Raw genomic sequence first — 20,374 nt, 5'->3', positions numbered from 1 at the left:
TATCGGCGTGCTTTCTGGTCGCGGTCCCCAACTTGGGGAAGGACCAAAAGTGGAAAGGAACACGCAAAGCTTATTCAGCCCAACTTAAGTCGTCAATCAATCACGCGCTATTTCGGTGCTCTTTGCGACAAGTAGCAGACTGGCGAAAGGTCAAAATCTGTTTGAAACGGATAAGTCGGTCTTGGCCGATTTTTGTTTTCCAGCGCCGGAATATCTTGGTTTACCGCGCCATCGGTAAGCGCCATCAAGTTGGGGTTTGCGATCTTAGCCATTGCTGGTGAAATGTACCCGCACTTGATGACGACGATACGCTCTTGGGCTAAGTCGATTCCCAAGGGTTCTACATTTTCCGGCTCATGGAATGTGTAACGACGATCCGAGATGACGATACGCAATCCGTTGCAGTTCAGCAGTGCAAGTTTGTTTCCGCGCTTATTATCGGTTGCAATCTTTTCTATCCGAACATGCCCGCGCCAAGGTTTCGAGCGCGCTGGATCAAGCGTTGCGCCGAGCCAAATATCTGTGAAGACACCTTCCCCCAATCCAAAACACTGTTGGACCGCCGGCGCGTCTGCGATGCCAACAATCAGCGCGTCGCGGATATTGTTTTCAACGCAATATTTCAGCACACATGCGCGGTCACCGACACCGCCGCCCCCGGGGTTGTCGCCGGAATCGGTTAAGATAACGGGATGTGTTTCGCTGCTGGTGGCAAGCTGCATCATTTCTCGAAGTGAGCCGGTCGTTGGCCCAAACTCAAAATTGGCGCGCGCGTCGAAATAGTTTTGCGCTAACTTTTCCGCTTCGCTTTTTACGGCGACTTGATCGGTTCCCGTTATCACCGCCGCGGCGTTAGCGCGCGCCACATCGGCCCAGACATAACCCACCATCAAGGACGCATCAGTGATGCCATCAACACGATCGATTTGCGGCAGTTGCGCATAGAGCGATTTTGCGGGCTCATCGATTGTACTTGTGCGCTCGCCCGGCAACAAAACGGGAATTGGCACCCAGCCGACAAAGGGCCGCTCGCCAGTTTCAATCACCTTGATGAGCCCATTGAGGGCGCGCTCCATGGTCTCTTGGGTGTCGATGTGCGGCGCATGTCGAAAGGCGGTAAACAGATCGATTTGATCGATGATTTTTTGACTGAGATTGCCATGGAGATCGAAAGAAACTGAAATTGGGCACATGGGCCCAACGAGCTTGCGCGCGGCCGCAATCCAATCCCCTTCGGCGTCGTCCATGCCATGCACGTGAACCGCACCATGCATGGCCAAATATAGCCCATCAATTGGCGCGTCTGCGATGGTCATTTCAAGTTTAGACAAAAACTCTTCTTTAAACTCGTCATAGGTGGCGCGGGCAACCGCGCCGCCAGGGGTTGAGCGCGCATGCATGAGCGGCACTATTTCCGCCCTCGCCTTTGGCAAGAAGCAGAAAAAGTCAGAGATCATCAAATCATTGCCGCGCAACACTTTGAAGTCGTCTGTTTTTTGCAGCACATCTGTGTATGTGCTGCATTCTGTGTGCATACCGCCTACTGCAATGCGCATTGGTGCAGCCGCCTAGAGGCGTGGCAGGTGATGCGACTGCGCTGCGAAACGCAACCAGTTTTTGTTTTCTGGTTCGGTCCAAGCTGCTTCCGCAATCGCGCTTAGGCGTGGGAATACCATGTGGTTGAACAGTTCTCGACTGATCAAATGCTCAGACCAAATACAGGCCTGTACGCCTTTAATGCGTGGCTTGAGTTCGTCAGAAAAGTCGCCAGCGGCTTCAAACTCATATGTGGTTTGCGGGGATGCAGTTCCCGCCCAGCTCGCGCCCGGCTCTTGCCATTCTTCAGATTGGGCCATATCCAAATAATAGGCTTGGCCTGGGGTCATGACCACATCATAGCCTTCTTCGGCCAAGGTAATGCCGACTTCAGCCTTCTGCCAAGCGAACAGCAAAGTACCGCCCTCTTTTTCGATACCGCCGCCATGGGATACTTCATCCCAACCGCCAACAATTTTGCCCTTCTTCTTGATCATTTTTTGAACCTTGCCCAAGAAGTGCGCTTGCACCTGCATGGTGCCGTTCAGGCGCTCCTCATTCATCAGTTTTTCAACCGCTGGAGATTCCATCCAAGAGTTCTCATCCACTTCATCGCCACCCACATGGATGAACTTTGAGGGAAACAGGTCTGCGATTTCCTCAACGACGGTTTCGATGAATTTGTAGGTCGCTGGTAAGCCCGGGTTCAGTGCATTATTGGGATAACCTTGAATTGAGCGATAGCTTTCTTCGGGCTCATCAGGATCGCGCAAATCAGGATACGCAGCCAGGACCGCGGTGCAGTGCCCCGGAATATCAAGTTCGGGCACGATCTCAACATTGATCGCTTCACCGTGCGCAATCAGCTCTTTGATTTGTTCTTGCGTGTAAAAGCCGCCATAGGTTTCGAAACCCGAACCCAATTGTGCTGGCATGGCTTCATTTGCGCCCCGCTTTGCACCCGCATTGGTGAGTTCTGGATAGGCCTTGATTTCAACACGCCAGCCCTCATCGTCGCTGAGGTGCCAGTGTAGGATATTCATCTTGTTCCATGCCAAAATATCCACGAAGCGCTTTACGTCTTCAAAAGGATAGAATTGACGTGAGACATCCAAATGCGACCCGCGCCAGCCAAAGCGTGGCGCATCGTTGATAGTGCCCACAGCCGGGAACTGAAATTTGGTTGGGTCAGACTTTGGCCCATTGATGATTTGCGCCAGTGAAATCAGACCGTTGATCAAGCCCTTTGCTGCACCATAAGCCAAGGAAACACCCGCGGCTGCAAATGAGACACTGTATCCTTCTTCGGCCAGATTGCCGTCGTGTGACAAGCTAAGCGTCAAGCCACCCGGCACTTCAATAAGCGAAAATGGATTAGGCAAATCAGTGAACAAACGATCACTCAACCCATTCACCCTTGCCGCCGCCGCTTTTTCCTCACGCGTTGCGGACGCAAGCGAAAATGCTACCGGCGCATCGCTAAACTGTGAGACTGAGATTTGGTTTGGCCAAGGCGAAAGCGCGATTGGCAGATCAAGTTTGCCTTCAGGCACCAACACCCCGCCAGTTTTGCTAACCCGACCTTCAAGCGCCATATCGCCAGTATCGACTTTGACATGAGTGCCGTCTTTTAGGGTCAGGTAAGCTGACTTTGGACCATCATTACGATGCTTTGGAATATGGGTGAGTTTTTCCAACTCAAACGTCCAGCTTTCGCCGGAACCCAGCACCAAGCCATCAAGCGGATCAAATTCATGAAAGTTAGCAAAGCGACGGATAAAGGTCGCGTTATGCGCCACATGCTCTTTGGAGACCCGCAAAAGCGAAGTGTAAGCCAAACGGAACCCACTAATCGGTTGATCAGAGAGGTTGGTCAGCGTGAGGATCATTGATCCATTTTTCGGGTCAGTTTCGCGCCAAATGGCGTCGAGACGGAATTGTGATGTCATTTGTAGAAACTCCTCTAACGGGCGTTTTTTGAATTGTGAACTTAGTTGTTTTATCTCTGATCGTTAAAAGTCAGATGATTGAGAAAATGTGCCAGCCAACTCAGCTTGACCTGCGGTCAAGCCGCAATCAACTGGCAGGCAAATTCCGGTAATGGCATCGGCGTTGGACGAGCTTAAAAAGCTCACCGCATTGGCAATGTCTTTTGGGTCTGCGACCCGCTGCAGCGGGTACCAGCGTTTCGCCTCTTCAAATACTTTCGGGTTTTTTTCTGCACGGTCATTCCATGCCTTTGTGCGAACAGTCCCTGGCGCCACAGCGTTGATGCGGATGCCGAATTTGCCATATTCAACGGCGGCAAACTTTGTGAAGTGCACCAATGCCGCTTTCATGGCGCTATAGCCAGGATGACCATAGACCCCATAGCCATTCACCGAGGCGATGTTGACCACAACACCTTGGTTCGTCTTGAAGTCGCTTTCAAAGGTCTTGAAGCACGAAACTGCTCCTTTGAGGTTTAGATCAAAATCGTGTTGCCAATTCTCAATGGTGCTTTCTTGAATGGAAGCGCCCGAAATTGCGCCGACATTATTGACCAATAGCCTTGGCGCACCCATTGTTTTGGCCGTTTCCAGCATTGTTTGCTGATCAACCGCATCCAAAATATTCACTGTCAATGCTTGCGCCTTGCCACCATTGCCTTTGATGATGTCCACGGTCTCGGCGTTCAGCTCTCGGGCAATATCAACGCACAGAACTGCGAAACCGTCTTGGCTAAGCTGAATAGCAATGGCGCGGCCAATGTCGCCGCCGGTGCCAGTGATGATTGCAACTTGTTCGGTCAAAGTGAATTCCTATCAGGGTTCTAAAGCTAATCGCCAAGGGGTTGAGAATCGTCGCCATCGCGATGTGTGACCAATTGGCGCTTAATCCGGCGCAGTGGCTCAATGGCCAAGTCTTTGCGTTTGATCGCAACCAAATGCGCAAGAATGTCGATTGTTGCCAGAAATGCAAAGCGTGCTGACGATGGGCGGAGCACATCCACCCCTTCTGCCAAATCTATTGCAACATTGATGCTCGCTACTTCGGCAACAAGACTATTTTGTTTGGTCAATGTGATCACTTGTGCGCCATAGCCAGACGCAACTTCTAGCGCACGAACCAATTCGCGGTTATTGCCAGAAATGGACAGACCGATCACAACGTCATTTTCCGAAACGGTGGAGGCCGTCATCAGCTGCATTGAATGATCATTTGTCGATGAGGCTCGAAGTCCCAATCTAAACAGCCGATTTTGCACTTCACCAGCGAATAGCGACGAATTACCACCAGACCCAAAGGCATAAATCATGTCCGCCGAGGCGATGGCTGTTGCAGCTGTCTCAATGGCATCAACGTCCAATTGATCATGCAAATTGTGAAGAACCGACTGCGCGCGTGTCAGTATTGTATCAACGACCTCTGTTGCATTTGAGGCGTTAGATTGTGGCTCTTCATATCTTTGACCAATGAAAGCGCTCTGCGCCAACCGGACTTTGAAATCTGAAAAACTCTGGCAACCCAAACGCCGACAGAAGCGCGTAACGGTTGGGGGTGATACTTCGGCACGCGCAGCCAGTTCAATAATGGACGCATTCACCGCGAATGGACGATCATCGAAAATGATCGTTGCGATGCGCTGCTCGGACCTTGAAAGTCCATCCATCTCTTGACTGAGCGTGCCTAATATATCGACCATGATTGCGTTTTATCCTCGTGACTTTCGATTTGGATCGAAAGCAACACAATCAACTTCAACCTTACAGTCAACCATTAGTGCGGATTGCACACAGGCACGTGCTGGCGGGTGCTCGCCAAAGTAGCTCTTATACACGCCATTGAACGACCAAAAATCGCGCGGATCATCCAGCCAAACGCCAATGCGCACAATATGCTCTTTGCCGTAACCAGCTTCATCAAGAATCGCGAGAAGGTTTTTAATGGCGACGTGAGTTTGCTCGACGATATTGCCACCGGTGACTTCACCGTCTACCATAGCCACCTGGCCAGAAACATGCAGCCAGCCATCTGCTTCCACAGCACGGGCGAAAGGGAGATTTTGGCCACCGGCACCGCTTTTTTCGGCACCATATCGGATGATTGACATTTCAGTCCTCCAACGAATTTATGTAAATTATTTTCTTGTTGATTGACATATCAACAGAATTGAGCGAGTTTTTCTATAGAAAAAACGCAAAAAATGAAAATAATTTGTCATGTCATCACAATTTACAAATCCATTTCCAAAAACTGATCCTGATCGCTACGCGATTTGGGAAATGCTCGTTGACCGCGACATCACGGCCTTCTTGGCCGCTGATTGGTCGATGGTTGAAAATGATTTCGCCAAAGATCGCTTTATGGGCGTGCATGGGCACGGCACAGCCAACCCAGATCACTGGCGTTTGGCGTTTCCTTCACTAGAAGAATATCGCGATGAATGGCTGCGCCAGGCGCAAGATTTCCAAAAAGGAAGCTATGCAGACGACCCGCGCACGGCAATTTTTTCGGCGACCATTTTGCGCGACATTGAGATCAATGGTGATCGCGCGATCGTTCATAAGAAATTTGATGGGCACATCACCAAAGCAGACGGTGAAAAGGACATAATGAACTGGCAGACCGTTTATTATTGTCATCGAGTTGATGGAAGTTGGAAAATCGCTGGCTTTAACGGCTATTTGCCCAACCCGATGGGATAGGCGCTCGCTCGTATGACCAAACGCTTTTTCACAGCTGTACTCGCCACCGAATCGAACACCTTCTCGCCGATAGCCATTGATAGGCGTGGGTTTGAAGCGTCGCTATATGCAAAACCAGGTGAACATCCTGAAACACCCACCCTTTGCTCCGCGCCGCTAACCGAGGGACGCGCATGGGCAAAGAAACGCGGTTATGAATGGATTGAAGGCACTGCAGCATGGGCTGACCCAGCCGGTCTGATCAATCGCGAGGCATATGAAAGTTTACGCGATGAGATATTGGACCAACTTCGCGCAGCCTTGCCGCTAGACGGTGTCGTTTTGGGTCTACATGGCGCGATGGTGGCCAATGGTTATGATGATCCCGAGGGCGATCTGCTCGCCCGGATACGTGAGATCGTTGGCCCTAATGTTATTGTGTGTGCAACGTTTGACCCGCATAGTCAGCTTTCTCAAAAACGCGTTGAAGCACTTGATTTCTTCCTTGCCTTTAAAGAATTCCCGCACATTGATTTTGTTGAGCGCGCGCAAGACCTTTTGCGTATTCTTGACGAGACAATTGCGGGCAACGTGAAGCCTTCAGTGTCGGTATTTGATTGCAAAATGATAGATGTATTCCCGACATCATTTGAGCCTATGCGCTCATTTATTGATGACATCATGCATATCGAAAATGCCGACACTGAAGTGCTGTCGATTTCGGTAATTCACGGCTTTATGGCTTCGGATGTGCCCGAAATGGGCAGCAAACTTGTTGTTGTGACCAACAACAACAAAGCCCAAGGCGACAAATTGGCCAAAGAGCTGGGCATGCGCTTGTTTGATATGCGCGGCAAGGTAATGCCAGAACAAATCAATGAAACACAAGCCGTAGGCCAGGCCCTTTCGATCTCTAGCAATAAACCCGTGGTCATCGCAGATGTTTGGGACAATCCGGGCGGCGGCACGGCGGGCGATGCCACAGTGCTACTTCAGGAACTGATTTCGCGCGGCGCGACAAATGTGGCTGTGGGTACCATATGGGACCCAATTGCCGTTCAGATTTGTTTTGCAGCTGGCGAAGGCGCCACCGTTCCCTTGCGGTTTGGCGCCAAATCTGCGCCGTTTACCGGCAACCCAATCGACAAGACGGTGACGATCAAGAAACTGGTCGCGGACGCCGAGCAACGTTTTGGCGACAGTTATGTACCGATGGGCGATATCGCAACCATCGCGTTTGACGGCATTGAAGTGGTGTTAAATTCGACCCGCGCACAGAGTTTTGACAAAAGCCTGTTCACAGTTGCGGGCGTCGATTATGCGTCAAAGGACATTTTGTTGATAAAATCGACAAATCATTTCTATGATTCATTTGCGCCAATCGCAGCAACAATATTATATTGCTCCGCAGGACGACCTTATCCCAACAACCCAGCGACCAATGCGTACAAAAAGGCGCCAAAGAATATTTGGCCCATGATTGAAGATCCACACGGACTTTCAAACGCGGTCTAGTTTTGTTCGGACTAAGTTCACTGGCATTTGAAAAATTGGTACGCACCCATGGCACAACAAGGTTCTGTTTTTTCCCTCACCACTCCCGCTGTTTTGATCGACGAGATAATTGTCGACAAAAACATTGCGCGGGTGCAAAAATATATGGATGAGGCTGGGTTGAAGGCGCGGCCACATATCAAAACACACAAAATTCCTGAATTCGCCAAAAAGCAACTGGCAGCAGGCGCTGTGGGCATTACCTGCCAGAAAATTTCTGAAGCACAGGTTTTTGCCGATGCAGGTATCAACGACATTTTGCTCACCTTCAATATTATTGGCGAAGAAAAACTTGAAGCGCTTAAAGCGCTGCACAATCAAATCACACTGACGGTGGTCGCAGATAGCACGCACACTGTTGATGGACTAGCCAAGACCTTTAGCGCCGAACGCCCGTTGCGCGTGATGGTTGAGTGCGACACGGGTGGCCAACGCTGCGGTGTACAAACACCTCGTGAAGCGACCGAGCTGGCGCAATATATTGCTGAGCAACCTAGCTTGAAGTTTGTTGGGTTGATGACTTATCCAATGCCCAACACAGAAGACAATGTAGAGGCATTCTTTGAACAAACCGCCGGTCTTTTGAAGCAAGCTGGTCTCGAATGCGAGATATTCTCGACAGGCGGATCACCTAGCCTGTTCAGCGCAGAACGCACAACAATTGCGAACGAATATCGCGCAGGCACATATATCTACAATGATCGCTCACTTGTGCGCGCGGGCCATTGCGGGTTTGACGATTGCGCCATGCACATTCTGACAACTGTCGTTTCGCGCCCAACCGAAAGCCGTGCTGTGCTCGATGCAGGTTCCAAAGCGCTAACCTCTGATCTTCTCGGCTTTACAGATTTCGGCTATGTGGTGGATTACCCTGAGGCTGTCATCACGGGACTATCAGAAGAGCACGCCGTAGTGGACCTTTCAGCTTGCACAAAGAAACCCGAGATAGGCGAAAAGATCCGCATCATCCCAAACCACACCTGTGTGGTGTCGAACTTGATGGACAATATCTATGTGCACAAAGGCGGCGAGTTTGACCGTAAACTGGACGTCGCTGCTCGTGGCAAAGTTTGGTAGCTAGTCGCTGATTGCTCGATCATAGACTGCCATTATCGATGCGCTCATTGTCGCCACTTTGGTTTCGGCACCGTGCGCATCGATTGCAGTTGCCGTTGCTTCACAGAAATTAATGTTACGGCCTGGCTTTATCACTTTGCCAAGGATGAGGAACCTTTCGCCAATGGCTGGGCGCAACAAGTTCGTTTTAAACTCAATACTCAACACCGCAGCATCTTCCGGCATCAACGAAAATGCCGCGTAGCCACACGCTGTATCCAGCGCTGTTGTGATGATACCGGCGTGCATAAACCCGTGTTGCTGTGTGAAGTTGCTATTGAAAGGCAATGTAAACAGCGCCTCGCCTGCCTCGACATTGCTGAGCTTCAATCCAATTGATGCGCAAGCCGTCTGCTTTTGAAAGCTCTTCATTACACGCTCTTTAAAATTTACTACCGCCGGCTGCATACTTTCTCCTAATTGAACAAATGTTCATTTCTGGAACATTGTAAGCAAATATGACGGACCTGCAAATGTCGTTTTTGGCATTTATTTAACGTTCATTGTCATTTACGCCACTGGCGAATATGCGAGTAATGAGTGAAATTGGCTCCAGAAAGAGGAGCCATCTATGACCCGCACCGAAGAACTACTCACCGCTATCAACACCTATCTCGATGTCATCTATTATTGCGACGTTGAAAAACTTGAATTCATTTTTCACCCATCAGCCAGCCTGTTTGATGCCGACGAAGGCAAAATCTTTGTCGACCCGGTTGGTGAATGGCGTAAAGACGTTGCCTCTCGCCCCTCACCTGCGGGTGCTAACCAAAAACGCGACGATAACATTGTTTCGATTGATTGGCTGTCGGACCTAAGCGCGGTGGTGAAACTTCGATTGCAATCGCTCGGCAATGTTTTTGTCGACCATCTCAGCTTCGTTTATGGCGAGAATGGCTGGAAGATTGTTGCAAAGGTTTGGCACCTTGACGGCAAGGCACCAATTGAAACGCTTTAGGCCAACCTCGAAAACCAGAAAAGCCCCGTCAATGACGGGGCTTTTTGGGTCGTGGGGAGGAAATTGGAATTAACGGAAGTACGCGCTAGGCGACTTCTGGCAATCCCAAATTAGACAGATCAATATCACGCTCAAATGCAACGCCTTCCTCATCAAAGAGGTGGCAATCAATTGCGTTGATACCAATGCTGAATTCTGAATTTGCTTCGATTGGTGCAGTGCCTTCTTGCACGGTGCAAAAGACTTCATCGTCATTTGGCAAGTTGGCGTAAGTCACGGTGTGAATGCCAAGACGCTCAACAACATTTGCGTGCAAGTTAAGAGTAAGGTCAGATTTTGTTAGACGGGTATGCTCTGGGCGAATGCCAAGTGTTAGCGTCTTGCCTTTAATGTCGCCGCGCGGTGCAACCGGAACGGTGATCTCACCAGTATCTGCAACTTTGACCTTTATGCCCGACTTGGTTGTGCCCGTACACTCAACTTCAATGAAGTTCATTTTTGGGTTGCCAATAAAGCCAGCCACAAACAAATTGTCTGGCTTGTGGTAAAGCTCGAGCGGTGTACCGACTTGGGCGATGAAGCCAGCATCCAGCACCACAATACGGTCCGCCATGGTCATGGCTTCCACTTGGTCGTGCGTCACATAAATCATGGTCGCATCAAGATCGTGATGCAGTTTTGTCAACTCAACCCGCATGGTGGCACGTAGCGCGGCGTCTAGGTTGGAAAGTGGTTCATCGAACAGGAACACGCTTGGCTCCCGCACAATCGCGCGGCCAATAGCAACACGTTGGCGCTGACCACCTGACAGTTCGCCAGGCTTGTGTTGCAAGCGTTCTTCCAATTTCAAAATGCGCGCTGCGACCATTACCTTTTTGTCGACTTCATCATTCGAGAGCTTGTCGACGCGCAATGGGAACGCGATGTTTTCATAAACTGTCATGTGCGGATAAAGCGCGTAGGATTGGAACACCATCGCGATGCCGCGTTTTGCAGGTGGCAATGAGTTGACCACACGGTCATCAATATGCACGTCGCCTTCGGAGATTTCTTCAAGCCCTGCAATCATGCGCAACAGGGTGGATTTGCCGCAACCTGATGGCCCAACGAATACGATGAACTCGCCATGTTTCACATCCAGCGAAACGCCTTTGATGACTTCTGCCGTACCGAAGCGTTTTTTTACATTTTCAAGCTTGAGTTGACCCACGGTCATTCTCCCAATTACTAGAATTCTTGGAGGGTGAGACCCGGCCATTTTGGCCGGATCCCACCTGTTTGCTTATTTGTATTCTTCGAGATCTTCTGCTGCTTGTGCAACAGCGTCAGCAGCTGAAGCTTCACCCAATACAACTGATTGGATAGCTTCGTTGATGACATCTTGAAGGCCAACATAGTCAGTTACGAAAGGCTCTGGACCACCAGTTGCAATTGCATCAAGGAAGGCGCCCCATGTTGGGTCAGCTTCGCGCAATTTAGCAACTTCTGGGTGATCAGGACGAAGTGGTGTCAAGCCAGCAGCAATTTCAAATTCCATTTGATTGTCTGTGCTGGTCATGAATTTCGCCAAGCTCAAAGCAGCTTCTTCAACGCCTGAACCTTTGAACACTGCATATGAGTCAGTGATCAACAATGTACCTGGTGTGCCGTTTGGACCCACTGGAAGTGGTGCAACACCCCAGTTAACCGCGTCGCCAGTTTGGCTGCGGCCCCAAGGACCAGAAATGTACATGCCGATTTTGGCTTCGTTGAACAAAGGAACCAACTTACCGCGGTCATAAGCAACAGGGCCAGGTTGTGAAACTGAAGCCAACTTGCCGTAGAATTCCATTGTTTCGACGTTGTTTGGTGAGTTGAAGACGATATCACCGTCTGCATTGATCACTTCACCACCGTTTGTGTAAACGTAGTTCATGAACTGGTGCATGGTGTTATCGAATGATGCAGCAGCCAAACCGATGCCATCAGCATCTGTTTTTTCTTTAATCGCAGCAGCTGCGCTGTACAACTCGTCCCAAGTTTTTGGTGGTGAGTTTGGATCAAGGCCAGCGGCTTCAAACAAATCTTTGTTGTAGTACAAAGCTTTTGTTGAGAAGGCACGTGGTAGGCCCCAAATTTTGCCGTCAGCAGTAACAGTGCCCAAGATTGGAGCAGCGTATGAGGCAAGCTCTTCTTCGGTTAGATCATGTGACATGATCAACTCGTTTTGAGCCAACTGCTTCAATGTGCGTGAGCCCATATAAGCAATTGCTGGTGGGTTGCCAGATGCAGCCAAAGTTGTGGCTTTATCTTGACACTGACCCCAAGGCACATACTCGATGTCTGTCTTAAAACCTGGGTTTGAAGCTTCCCATGCAGCCATGTGTGCAGCGTTTACTTCGCCACCCCATGTATCGTCACCGCAAAGGATGATGTGGATGCGTTGGTCTTCAGCATATGATGCGCCGGCCAATGAGCCGAGCACGACTGCTGAGCCGAGCAAGATTTTAGCTAGTTTCATTGTGAACTCCCTTTTTGTTGCCAAAATTGTAACATTCCTCCTACTCCTTCACCGCGCCAGCAGTTAGGCCAGCGATAATGTAGCGCTGGAGGAAGATGTAGATGGCGAGCACTGGCAAGATGCCGACCAAACTCGCGGCCATCACTTCGTTCCAAACGACTTGTTGACGACCGAAAAACTGATTGATGCCCACAGGCAGTGGGTAGAGATCGCTCGATGAATTAAATGTCAGAGCGAATAGGAATTGTTGCGCGTAGGCACCGATGAAGGTGGCAATAGCGACCACGACAATACCAGGCATTGCGATTGGCATGATCACGCGGCGCAGGATGTAAAGACGCGACGCGCCATCAACCCATGCTGCTTCTTCAAGCTCGCGTGGAATTTTCATCAGGTACGAACGCAACAACCAAATGCCTGTTGGAATAAGGAACGCTGCACCGGGCAAAATCATTGACCAATAAGTGTTGAGCAAGCCAACATTTTTCATCAATTTGAAAAGCGGGATAATCAATACCGCGCCGCCAACCATGTTGATCGCTAGGAATGCTCCTAGCAAAGCGTCGCGGCCCTTAAACTCAAATCGTGCAAATGCCCAAGCTGATGGAATTACCGCGAACAGCGCCAGCAACGTCACACAAGTCGCAACAAAGAAGCTGTTCCACATATAAAGCCAAAGCTTTGGCACGTTGTGCCACATAGAGAAGTAAGCATCAAAGCTCATGTTCTCAGTGAAGATTTTATAAGGCACTGAGTTGATCTGGTTGAGCGGGCGCAGCGACACCAAAAACGCTTCAAGGAATGGCGCTAGGATAAAGGTGAGGAACACCCCAATGCCCAGATAGATGCCAACCATTTCTAAACGGCTATATTTGTTGATCATTTGGCCAAGCTCCGTTTTGCGAATTGCTTGAGCATGAAGAAGTAGAACCCAGCAAATGAGGATAGGAAAATCACGATCATCACCGCGCGGGCTGCGCCTTCACCATATTTGTTACGCGAAATCGCCGTCTTATAAGTATCGATGATCATCGTTGTTGTGGCATCACGTGGGCCACCCTTGGTCAGGATCCAGATGATATCGAACGAGTTGAATGTCCAAATTGCTGACAATAGTCCCATCGTTGCAATAGCTGGCAAAATGAGCGGCAAGGTAATCCGGCGGAAGCGATACATGCGCCCTGCGCCATCCACCCAAGCGGCTTCATGTAGATCAGGCGATATAGACTGCATCGCTGCGAGCAGGTAAATCGTGACCATTGGCGTGCCGATCCAAATATCGGTCACAATGGTTGAATAGAAAGCACCTGTGCGATCGCCCAAGAATTCATATGGTCCAGCAATAATGTGCAGATATTGCGCGACACCTGAAATCATACCGAACTGACCGTTGTACATCCACGCCCAGATGAACACACCGATAGCGATCGGCACGATCCAGGGCGGCATAACCAATACGCGGAAAAAGTCACGTCCTGGCACGCGCGAGTTGAGCAACATTGCGCCCATCGTGCCGACGATCATTTTCAACGACACAGAAATCGCCATCCAGTAGAAGGTACGGCCAATAACCTCTGGGAATTTTTTTGAAAAGATCTTCTCGTAATTGGCAAAGCCGACAAAATTCTCTGTTGGCTTTAGCGCTGCGTCAGTAAATGAAAGGCGCACCGTCTCCACCAGTGGCCAGGCAACAATCACCAAAGTGATGATTAATGCTGGCAACAGCAAGAGATACGGAAATATGTTCGGGCGTCCCCCAAGTGATTGCATTTATGCAACCTCCCCATTCGAGAAGTTAAAATTGTCAAACCGCGCCCACATTGATGTGAGGTCGATGACCTGGCGCGATTGACGGGCTTCGTCTAGTTTGATTGCTGTCAGACCTGCTGCCAAACCATCCAAAATGGACACCGGCAACGGCGTGCCTTCGCGCAGATGCGCAAAGATATCTGCAATCATTTGTTCGTCAGCACCATAGTGCACAGATAGCTCCGAGCCTTGGTAGCTTTTGTCTTCAAGCGTCTCGCGTGATTTCGCGTCCGTCAACTTAAAGAAGTTGCGAATGAAATCACCTTCCGCCATGCCTTTGGAGCCAATGACGGCAAAGCGACGGAATTCATCCGGCACGTTCATATTGGTGTGAAAACAAAGGTTCGCACCGTCTTCATATTCAATGATCGCGGTTTGGTAATCGATGATATCTCCATCGCTTGAAAACACTTTGTTTGAGCCCATCCAGCCCGATGGTTTGAACTGATAGACATCAATATCGTTTTCAACTTCACGCGAAGGCACAAAACTTTTTCGGCCACCAAAGCTGGCGACGCGTAAGGGGCGCGTTCCAACCAGCCCATTGTAAAGGTCAAGATCGTGGCAGCATTTCTCCAGCATAAACCCGCCTGAATACTCAGAGTACCGACGCCAGTCCCGCATGAAAAACCCACCGTGATATGGCGCAATATGCTCGGACGCTTCGATAGAAGCGATATCGCCCAATGTGCCCGCGTCACGCGCTTTGATGAGATCGCGATATAGTGGCGCATAACGAAGCACCAAACCAATCATCAGTTGGTCAGTGTTGCCGCCGTGCTTGGCCAAAAGATCAAGCAACTCAAATGTTTGTGCTTCGGTTGTAACAACAGGTTTTTCAGTGAACGTTTTCACGCCAGCTTCGAGCGCTGCGCGAATATGTTCAAGGTGCATGTGGTTCGGGGAACCGATCATCAACAGGTCGAGATTTCCCTCATCGATCATCTGATCAAGACTATCGAAATGGCGACCTGGATTGAAAGACTTCAAAGTTGAAGGATCGATGCTCAAACCTTTGACGCCCTCGCCCGTCACCAACGGCAAACCGGCAGGCGATGGATCGACATAGCCGACAAATTCGATATCAGTTTGAGTTTGACCAATGACTTGGGCGAGATAGCCTAAACGGTATCCAAGCCCGACAATTCCGATACGGGTCATAGCGCTGACCTCCCATCACACACCATGTAATTTTTTTTCTCATATTGTGCAATTATTTTCATAAGGTCAATCAAAATGGCGCCAATTGCGTGTAATTTGTGAAATTTATTTTCATAAATTGTGAAATTATCGCTGAAAACTGAAAAAAACCACATTTTGGATTGCTGAGTTGGACTATGCATGTGCCGCCTCCATGTGAATGGAATCAACGGTTGCGCGCATTTCTGAAACCCGTAGAGCGCTTGTTACCCTCAGCCCTTGGGCCGGCGAAAATGCCATCTCTTCAACTTTTCCTGAATGCGACTTTTCCGCTTCTGAACAGGAGGCATGCACATCGCTTACGCCGGTTTTTCCCACGATCTCCGCTACATTTTGCGCTGTAACACCAGACCCTGCCATCACCTCAACGCGCCCAGAAGCTTGATGGACCATTCTAGCGATTGCCGCCGTGCCATCCTGTGCTTTTCGTGCACCACCGGAAGTCAGAATGCGATCGAAACCAAGACCAATTGCTTGCTCTGTCGCCTCAAGAATATTTGGCGTCAAATCAATAACGCGGTGGAGTGTGCATTGAATACCTGTGGCAGCGGCACGTAGCTTTGCCAACGCGTCTAGGTCCAATGTGTCATCGTGATTGGCAACGCCCAAGACCACACCCGCCAAGCCAAGCTGTTCAGCGGTTTTGATGTCGTCGCACATCGCAGCAATTTCCGCTGTCGAATAACAGAAGTCTCCTCCACGCGGACGCACCATGGCATGCACAGAAACATCAAACTCGGCCGCCACTTTCATGAAGCCAAAACTCGGGGTAAGGCCACCTTCGCTGAGGGCCGCGCACAATTCGATGCGATCAGCACCGCCAGCAACCGCAGCTTCCAGCGATGCCATGCTATCAACGCAAACTTCAAGTTTGATCGCAGACATTATGCCACCCCCTTGATGGAAGGAACATCAAGCTGTGCTGCGCCAACAAGCCCAGCATTTTTTGCAAATTTGGCTGGCAGCACCAAAGGCTGATCGGCTGGAAACAAGCAGCGTTTGCGCACCTTTTCATCCAACAGCGCAATTAGTTCGGATGCATTTGAAAGGCCGCCGCCAACAGGCACCACATCTGGCCCCAAAAGGTTTACGATCATTGCCAGAGGCCCAGCCAACATTTCGGACCAAACAACGATTGTTTTGTTGGCATTGATGTCGCCATCAAGCCACATGCTCACAATTTGTTCGCTGGCAAGATTGTCGCTGTGAAGAGAACGATGAATGCGCTCAAGTCCGCGAGCACCACCAACAGTGTCCAAACACCCAACTTGACCACATCCGCATTTGAATTGCCCGATGCTCGCGACAATGCCATTGGCGGTTGGATCAACCACAGGCCCGTGGCCCCACTCACCGGTTGCACCATTGCGGCCAACAACAAGATTACCATCCAAAACCAGCCCACCGCCAACGCCGGTGCCCAATACAATAGCAAAGACATTGTTTGCATCTTTTGCAATTCCAACGCGGGCTTCGGCAAGTGCCAAACAATCCGCATCATTTGCCACCACCGCCGGAAGGCCAGTTTTTTTGGTCAGCTCATGTGCAATATCCACGCCGTCAATGGCTGGAATATTGGCTACGCGCACCTTGTTTGTTTCTGGGTGGACAACACCAGTTAGTGAAATCGCAATTGAGTTATGGCGGCCGCGGCCTTCATGCTCAATCAAGCCAGAAATTGCTTCGACAAATTGCGCAAGCGAATGAGTCGGCGTTGGCACCGAGTGAATAACCGGCACGTCGCCGTTCCCCTCGGGCATACCGAACCGAATATTCGTGCCGCCAATGTCAAAACAATAAGGCATTAGCTATTTGCCCCCTTGCCCTTGATCCAAGTGCGCACAACCTTGTCGGCGGCTTCATCAATCAGCGCAAAGTCAGCATCAAAGCCCACAGCAATTTTGCCGATTTGATTTTCCAGCCCCAAATAGGTCGCTGGGTAGAGTGAAGCCATGCGCAGCGCTTCACCAAATTCAACACCAAGTTCATCACGCGTTAGGCGCACAGCGTCCATCATGTTGAGGTCAGAACCTGCCAACTGGCCTTCGCTTGTTGCCAACCGACCGTTTTCAACAAAAATCTCAGTGCCATAGAGATTGAAGCTTTTCTTGTCCGATCCAACAGTCGCCATCGCGTCAGTGACCAGCATGATTTTTTGCGTCGACTTGCACGAAATCACAGTACGCGCTGTTGAGTGGTGCAAATGGTGGCCATCCACAATCAAGCCGCAATAGATGTCGCTGTGATCATATGCAGCGCCAATGAGGCCGGGTTCACGGTTCATCATTGGCGGCATTGCGTTATAGAGATGGGTGACCCCTGAAACCCCAGCCGCGAAGCCGCCTACGGCCTGCTCGTAGGTTGCGCTGGTGTGGCCAGCACATACGCGCACACCAGCGTTGCTGAGCGCGTTGATGAAATCTGCAGGCACCTGTTCTGGTGCAAGTGTAACAATCGTTGCGCCCAAACCATCTTGCGTGAACAAATCAAGCGCACCATCATCCACAGCGCGAACAAATTCTGCCGCATGAACACCCCGGCGTTCCATCGAAAAATAAGGCCCTTCAAAGTGTACACCTCGAATGCCGGGCAGCCCTACTTTGATCGCGTCTTGCATCGCACCTGCTGCAGCCTGCATATTTTCAAAGCTATCGGTAATGAATGTGGGCAATAAAGTCGTTGTGCCAAACTTGCGATGACCATTGGCGATGGTTGCGAGCGCATCTGTTGACTGTTCATCGTTGAACATCACACCACCACCGCCATTGACCTGCACATCAACAAAGCCAGGCACCAAAAGCTTGCCACCCAAGTCTTCGGCATTGGCGACATCAGAACGCAACTGATCTTCTTCAACAATCAATGAGACTTTACCGTTTTCAACGAGCACGGCTTTTCCCTCTTGGAAGGTCTCGCCGTCAAAGAGCTTCAAATTGCGCAGCAACAAGGAGTGCTGTTTGTCAATTTGACTATCTGAAACTGGGCTCGTCGTTAGTCCCATTAGTTGCCCACTTTCATTTCAACAATAAAGTCATAAGCGTCGCCCCGATAATGGGTGCAAACATATTCAATTGGCGCACCTGATCGTACGAAGCTTTGCTGCTCCACAAACAGACAAGGTGAGCCAGTTTTAAGATTTAGATATTGCGCTTCTTGCTCTTCCAACAGTTCAGCACGTACGCGCTGAACACCGCGGATTGGCTTTAGATTGCATTTCGCCAAATAGGCATAAAGCGATGTTGAAATGTCAGCATCAACAGGCAAAACACTGGCTGGCAAACAAGCAAGTTCAACACAAAGTGGCTTGTCGTCAGCAAATCGAAGGCGATGAATGCGTGTAACCTTGTCGCCCGGTGAAAGCTCAAGCATATCAAGTTCAAGGGCTGTCGGTTCGCCCTGTGTCATGTTCAAAATTTGACATCGCGTCTTGTGACCGTTGACCGCCGCATCAGACGAAAATCCACTTGATGTGGATAGTGGTGCAGCAAAGCGTTCGGCAACAAATTTTCCCTGCCCTTCGCTTTCGCGTAGCACGCCGGCACCAACCATTTTGTTGAGTGCACTTTTGACCGTTTTAATCGGCACACCGAAGGAGCGGGAAAGTTGAGTTTCTGTCGGCAACTGATCGCCATGCCCCAACACACCATATTCAATGGCGCACCGCAGCGCTGACTGAAGCTTTTTATTGAGCGGCGATGTGTTTTTGTCATCAAGCGGCATGAACGCAGAAATCTGATCGCTTATGCAATCGAACCTTGTATCGCCACCAATCGCGCTGTTTTGCATTCGACAGGCCTCCCTTGGCTCCAAATAAAACCAATAAGATACCATTTTGCAACCAAAAAATTACCAATGTACGCAATTTCAGCAAGTCAATGCGCGAGCACATCGCGCAACGCGTTGAAAATCATCAATTATTTTGGATTAACTCTTGTGAACAAAGAAGATCGGAATCTTCGGTTTTGAATGTTGCATGGCGAACCGAGCCATCAGATCAGCAACAATTTTCGGTGTTAGTCGACAAATACGCCATATAGTCGTGGTGAGGTGGTGACGGCAATTCGAGCGACCGTAAGCCCGGATTCAATTGCCATTTGCAACCCCTCACCGGCCATCAATGAATTGAGAAACCCTGCATTAAAGATGTCGCCAAATCCAACCGTATCTTCAGAATCGATCGCTTCACAAGTTGCTGTGGCAACTTTGCCCTGGTTCACGGCATCAACACGCGTTAGCCCGCGCAAAACGACCAAAATTTGGTGACTGGCGAGACTGTCGGCAAGTTCGGCTTGCGCCTCATCCGTATTGTCATTGTGCATGATGGTTTGCAGATCATCTTCTAGAACAATAATGATATCAGATGCGCGCGCCCAATTGCGATAAACGGATATGGTGTCTTCGTTCCAGCCTTCAGGTGGACGCCCATAATCCATAACGGTCGACCAGCCCATTGTGGACAGCATTGTTAGCAGTTGCGACATGCCTGCGGTGATGCCCGGCATCAAATTGATACCCGTCACCAAAGCAAAAGAGGAGCGCGACGTTGCTGGGGGAATTGCATCGAGCATTGTATCAACGGTTGCGGCACCAAGATGCCCTTGCGAGGTAAGGAATACACGTCCCTTTTCATGCAAAATGCTCACTGATACCGATGTGTTGGCAGGCACGGCAGTCCAAGATGTGGTGCTGGGTTGAAACTCACCTTTCAACCAAGTACCCAACTCGTCATTGCCAATTGCGGCAATCAAGCGATGCTCAACACTCAGTCCGGCAAGCGCAAGCGCGGTGTTGCCCGCAGCGCCGCCCGCCCGCAAATTGGACGTGGACATGATGGTCTCGCTTTCAAACTCTGGCCATTCGGTCAAAGTGCCTAAGATTAGTTCTAGGTTTACATTCCCTAGCACCAACAATGGTGGTGTCGCCATTTTGCCCCCAAAACCCTCGACTCGGTGTGTAAGGCTATTGTTTCGCGCCAACTTGTCAAAGAGATTATCGACCAAGCGTTCAATTTTTTGGACAAATGGACCAAATGGA

The 20,374-nt window shown here is 50.1% G+C and carries 20 protein-coding genes; 4 read left to right on the top strand and 16 right to left on the bottom strand.

Annotation, left to right across the window (positions count from 1 at the left end; genetic code table 11):
• Positions 1-107: 107 nt before the first annotated feature.
• The 5 genes from QQL65_RS09465 to QQL65_RS09445 all read right to left on the bottom strand — a co-directional run bounded on the left by QQL65_RS09465 (position 108) and on the right by QQL65_RS09445 (position 5,629).
• Positions 108-1,556, bottom strand: a complete 1,449-nt coding sequence (locus QQL65_RS09465; protein ID WP_284363961.1) for a M81 family metallopeptidase — start codon at positions 1,554-1,556, stop codon at positions 108-110.
• 12 nt (positions 1,557-1,568) lie between these two features.
• Positions 1,569-3,485 carry a beta-N-acetylhexosaminidase gene (locus QQL65_RS09460; RefSeq protein WP_284363959.1) on the bottom strand — a complete coding sequence of 639 codons (1,917 nt, stop codon included), beginning with the start codon at positions 3,483-3,485 and terminating at the stop codon, positions 1,569-1,571.
• A 63-nt stretch (positions 3,486-3,548) separates the two neighbouring features.
• Positions 3,549-4,328, bottom strand: a complete 780-nt coding sequence (locus tag QQL65_RS09455; protein WP_284363957.1) for an SDR family oxidoreductase — start codon at positions 4,326-4,328, stop codon at positions 3,549-3,551.
• Positions 4,329-4,354: 26 nt separating this feature from the next.
• Positions 4,355-5,221, bottom strand: coding sequence for a MurR/RpiR family transcriptional regulator (locus tag QQL65_RS09450; protein WP_284363954.1), 867 nt, complete (start codon positions 5,219-5,221; stop codon positions 4,355-4,357).
• A 9-nt stretch (positions 5,222-5,230) separates the two neighbouring features.
• Positions 5,231-5,629, bottom strand: a complete 399-nt coding sequence (locus QQL65_RS09445; RefSeq protein ID WP_284363952.1) for a RidA family protein — start codon at positions 5,627-5,629, stop codon at positions 5,231-5,233.
• Between the two features lie 109 nt (positions 5,630-5,738).
• On the opposite strand from QQL65_RS09445, the gene QQL65_RS09440 reads away from it, so the two are divergent.
• The 3 genes from QQL65_RS09440 to QQL65_RS09430 are packed head-to-tail and all read left to right on the top strand — an operon-like array spanning position 5,739 to position 8,834.
• The gene (locus QQL65_RS09440; protein WP_284363950.1) at positions 5,739-6,224 is read left to right on the top strand and encodes a hypothetical protein; all 486 of its coding nucleotides are present in this window, start codon (positions 5,739-5,741) and stop codon (positions 6,222-6,224) included.
• Positions 6,225-6,236: 12 nt separating this feature from the next.
• Complete coding sequence (locus tag QQL65_RS09435) at positions 6,237-7,718, top strand: M81 family metallopeptidase (protein ID WP_284363947.1); 1,482 nt, start codon at positions 6,237-6,239, stop codon at positions 7,716-7,718.
• Positions 7,719-7,766: 48 nt separating this feature from the next.
• Positions 7,767-8,834, top strand: a complete 1,068-nt coding sequence (locus QQL65_RS09430) for a D-TA family PLP-dependent enzyme (RefSeq protein WP_284363945.1) — start codon at positions 7,767-7,769, stop codon at positions 8,832-8,834.
• On the opposite strand, the gene QQL65_RS09425 is transcribed toward QQL65_RS09430, so the two are convergent.
• Positions 8,835-9,245 carry a PaaI family thioesterase gene (locus QQL65_RS09425; RefSeq protein ID WP_284363943.1) on the bottom strand — a complete coding sequence of 137 codons (411 nt, stop codon included), beginning with the start codon at positions 9,243-9,245 and terminating at the stop codon, positions 8,835-8,837.
• A gap of 199 nt (positions 9,246-9,444) precedes the next feature.
• On the opposite strand from QQL65_RS09425, the gene QQL65_RS09420 reads away from it, so the two are divergent.
• Positions 9,445-9,831, top strand: coding sequence for a nuclear transport factor 2 family protein (locus tag QQL65_RS09420; RefSeq protein ID WP_284363941.1), 387 nt, complete (start codon positions 9,445-9,447; stop codon positions 9,829-9,831).
• 85 nt (positions 9,832-9,916) lie between these two features.
• On the opposite strand, the gene QQL65_RS09415 is transcribed toward QQL65_RS09420, so the two are convergent.
• The 10 genes from QQL65_RS09415 to QQL65_RS09370 all read right to left on the bottom strand — a co-directional run bounded on the left by QQL65_RS09415 (position 9,917) and on the right by QQL65_RS09370 (position 20,265).
• Positions 9,917-11,041 (bottom strand): ABC transporter ATP-binding protein, encoded by a 1,125-nt coding sequence (locus QQL65_RS09415; protein WP_284363939.1) that lies wholly within the window; start codon positions 11,039-11,041, stop codon positions 9,917-9,919.
• A gap of 72 nt (positions 11,042-11,113) precedes the next feature.
• The gene (locus QQL65_RS09410) at positions 11,114-12,331 is read right to left on the bottom strand and encodes an ABC transporter substrate-binding protein (RefSeq protein ID WP_284363937.1); all 1,218 of its coding nucleotides are present in this window, start codon (positions 12,329-12,331) and stop codon (positions 11,114-11,116) included.
• A gap of 40 nt (positions 12,332-12,371) precedes the next feature.
• Positions 12,372-13,214 carry a carbohydrate ABC transporter permease gene (locus QQL65_RS09405; RefSeq protein WP_284363935.1) on the bottom strand — a complete coding sequence of 281 codons (843 nt, stop codon included), beginning with the start codon at positions 13,212-13,214 and terminating at the stop codon, positions 12,372-12,374.
• Positions 13,211-14,101, bottom strand: a complete 891-nt coding sequence (locus tag QQL65_RS09400) for a carbohydrate ABC transporter permease (protein WP_284363933.1) — start codon at positions 14,099-14,101, stop codon at positions 13,211-13,213. Before QQL65_RS09400 ends, QQL65_RS09405 begins: the two co-directional genes overlap by 4 nt.
• The gene (locus QQL65_RS09395; RefSeq protein WP_284363931.1) at positions 14,102-15,301 is read right to left on the bottom strand and encodes a Gfo/Idh/MocA family protein; all 1,200 of its coding nucleotides are present in this window, start codon (positions 15,299-15,301) and stop codon (positions 14,102-14,104) included.
• Between the two features lie 174 nt (positions 15,302-15,475).
• Positions 15,476-16,225: a copper homeostasis protein CutC gene (locus tag QQL65_RS09390; RefSeq protein ID WP_284363930.1), complete on the bottom strand. Its 750-nt coding sequence runs from the start codon at positions 16,223-16,225 to the stop codon at positions 15,476-15,478.
• Positions 16,225-17,145: an ROK family protein gene (locus QQL65_RS09385; RefSeq protein WP_284363927.1), complete on the bottom strand. Its 921-nt coding sequence runs from the start codon at positions 17,143-17,145 to the stop codon at positions 16,225-16,227. The genes QQL65_RS09390 and QQL65_RS09385 overlap by 1 nt, the downstream gene beginning before the upstream one ends.
• A complete protein-coding gene (gene nagA, locus QQL65_RS09380; protein ID WP_284363924.1) occupies positions 17,145-18,341 on the bottom strand; it encodes an N-acetylglucosamine-6-phosphate deacetylase in 1,197 nt (398 codons plus the stop codon). The genes QQL65_RS09385 and nagA overlap by 1 nt, the downstream gene beginning before the upstream one ends.
• The gene (locus QQL65_RS09375) at positions 18,341-19,126 is read right to left on the bottom strand and encodes a GntR family transcriptional regulator (RefSeq protein ID WP_284363922.1); all 786 of its coding nucleotides are present in this window, start codon (positions 19,124-19,126) and stop codon (positions 18,341-18,343) included. The genes nagA and QQL65_RS09375 overlap by 1 nt, the downstream gene beginning before the upstream one ends.
• Positions 19,127-19,353: 227 nt before the next feature.
• Positions 19,354-20,265, bottom strand: a complete 912-nt coding sequence (locus QQL65_RS09370) for a carbohydrate kinase family protein (RefSeq protein WP_284363920.1) — start codon at positions 20,263-20,265, stop codon at positions 19,354-19,356.
• Positions 20,266-20,374: the final 109 nt, after the last annotated feature.

This window comes from Maritalea porphyrae (genome assembly GCF_030159895.1).
Taxonomy (GTDB): domain Bacteria; phylum Pseudomonadota; class Alphaproteobacteria; order Rhizobiales; family Devosiaceae; genus Maritalea; species Maritalea porphyrae.
The sequence above is the reverse complement of the archived record's forward strand: the minus strand, read 5'-3'. Positions and strand labels throughout refer to the sequence as shown.

What these genes read in the sequence shown, in the direction of transcription:
- QQL65_RS09465 (WP_284363961.1), bottom strand. Translation starts at nt 1,556, where the DNA reads ATGCGCATTGCAGTAGGCGGTATGCACACAGAATGCAGCACATACACA.
- QQL65_RS09420 (WP_284363941.1), top strand. Translation starts at nt 9,445, where the DNA reads ATGACCCGCACCGAAGAACTACTCACCGCTATCAACACCTATCTCGAT.
- QQL65_RS09445 (WP_284363952.1), bottom strand. Translation starts at nt 5,629, where the DNA reads ATGTCAATCATCCGATATGGTGCCGAAAAAAGCGGTGCCGGTGGCCAA.
- QQL65_RS09405 (WP_284363935.1), bottom strand. Translation starts at nt 13,214, where the DNA reads ATGATCAACAAATATAGCCGTTTAGAAATGGTTGGCATCTATCTGGGC.
- nagA (WP_284363924.1), bottom strand. Translation starts at nt 18,341, where the DNA reads ATGGGACTAACGACGAGCCCAGTTTCAGATAGTCAAATTGACAAACAG.
- QQL65_RS09375 (WP_284363922.1), bottom strand. Translation starts at nt 19,126, where the DNA reads ATGCAAAACAGCGCGATTGGTGGCGATACAAGGTTCGATTGCATAAGC.
- QQL65_RS09460 (WP_284363959.1), bottom strand. Translation starts at nt 3,485, where the DNA reads ATGACATCACAATTCCGTCTCGACGCCATTTGGCGCGAAACTGACCCG.
- QQL65_RS09440 (WP_284363950.1), top strand. Translation starts at nt 5,739, where the DNA reads ATGTCATCACAATTTACAAATCCATTTCCAAAAACTGATCCTGATCGC.
- QQL65_RS09400 (WP_284363933.1), bottom strand. Translation starts at nt 14,101, where the DNA reads ATGCAATCACTTGGGGGACGCCCGAACATATTTCCGTATCTCTTGCTG.
- QQL65_RS09385 (WP_284363927.1), bottom strand. Translation starts at nt 17,145, where the DNA reads ATGCCTTATTGTTTTGACATTGGCGGCACGAATATTCGGTTCGGTATG.
- QQL65_RS09435 (WP_284363947.1), top strand. Translation starts at nt 6,237, where the DNA reads ATGACCAAACGCTTTTTCACAGCTGTACTCGCCACCGAATCGAACACC.
- QQL65_RS09430 (WP_284363945.1), top strand. Translation starts at nt 7,767, where the DNA reads ATGGCACAACAAGGTTCTGTTTTTTCCCTCACCACTCCCGCTGTTTTG.
- QQL65_RS09395 (WP_284363931.1), bottom strand. Translation starts at nt 15,301, where the DNA reads ATGACCCGTATCGGAATTGTCGGGCTTGGATACCGTTTAGGCTATCTC.
- QQL65_RS09425 (WP_284363943.1), bottom strand. Translation starts at nt 9,245, where the DNA reads ATGAAGAGCTTTCAAAAGCAGACGGCTTGCGCATCAATTGGATTGAAG.
- QQL65_RS09410 (WP_284363937.1), bottom strand. Translation starts at nt 12,331, where the DNA reads ATGAAACTAGCTAAAATCTTGCTCGGCTCAGCAGTCGTGCTCGGCTCA.
- QQL65_RS09450 (WP_284363954.1), bottom strand. Translation starts at nt 5,221, where the DNA reads ATGGTCGATATATTAGGCACGCTCAGTCAAGAGATGGATGGACTTTCA.
- QQL65_RS09370 (WP_284363920.1), bottom strand. Translation starts at nt 20,265, where the DNA reads ATGGCGACACCACCATTGTTGGTGCTAGGGAATGTAAACCTAGAACTA.
- QQL65_RS09390 (WP_284363930.1), bottom strand. Translation starts at nt 16,225, where the DNA reads ATGTCTGCGATCAAACTTGAAGTTTGCGTTGATAGCATGGCATCGCTG.